1 protein-coding gene is annotated in these 514 nt (G+C 53.3%); it reads right to left on the reverse strand.

Going from position 1 to position 514, the window contains the following annotated elements:
* The coding region (locus JQM66_RS12855) for a tyrosine-type recombinase/integrase (protein WP_235230183.1) at positions 1-499 on the reverse strand (499 nt) is incomplete at its 3' end.
* Positions 500-514 lie beyond the last annotated feature (15 nt).

Here is a 514-nt window from a genome sequence, read left to right on the forward strand (position 1 = left end):
GTTCCTCAGACATTGGAATATCCCGCTTGCCCGCGCTGGTCTTCAACTCATCACTGATGGTCGTTTCATACCGTCCCATCACCGCGTTGTGGCGAACATGGATGACCTTTTTCTTGAAGTCCACATCATCCCAGCGAAGACCCGCGATCTCGCCCCTTCGCATGCCCGTATGGAGCGCGATCAGAAGAAAGGTTCTCGCCCGGGGGTTACTGACCCGTTCTAACAGCAGCTGGCTCTCTGCAACCGTCAGAGCGACCTTCTCGGGCGTTTTCTTGCCGCCGGCCTTCAACATACTGCTGACCGGAGATTTTGCCACAAGGCCGTTTTCCTGAGCCGCCTTAAAGATACTTCTCAATGTCACAAGCACTTTGGACTGCAGAGAGTTGCTCTTATCAGACATGGTCGCCATAATAGCCTGGATCTGCATGGGGGAAATATCCTGCAGGCGGTATCCCCCAATGAACGGCAGAATATGCTGGTTCAGCACATACTTGATCATGTTGAGACTGCTCTC

Origin of the sequence: Oscillibacter valericigenes (genome assembly GCF_021531915.1) — a bacterium.
Classification (GTDB): Bacteria; Bacillota; Clostridia; order Oscillospirales; family Oscillospiraceae; genus Oscillibacter; species Oscillibacter valericigenes_A.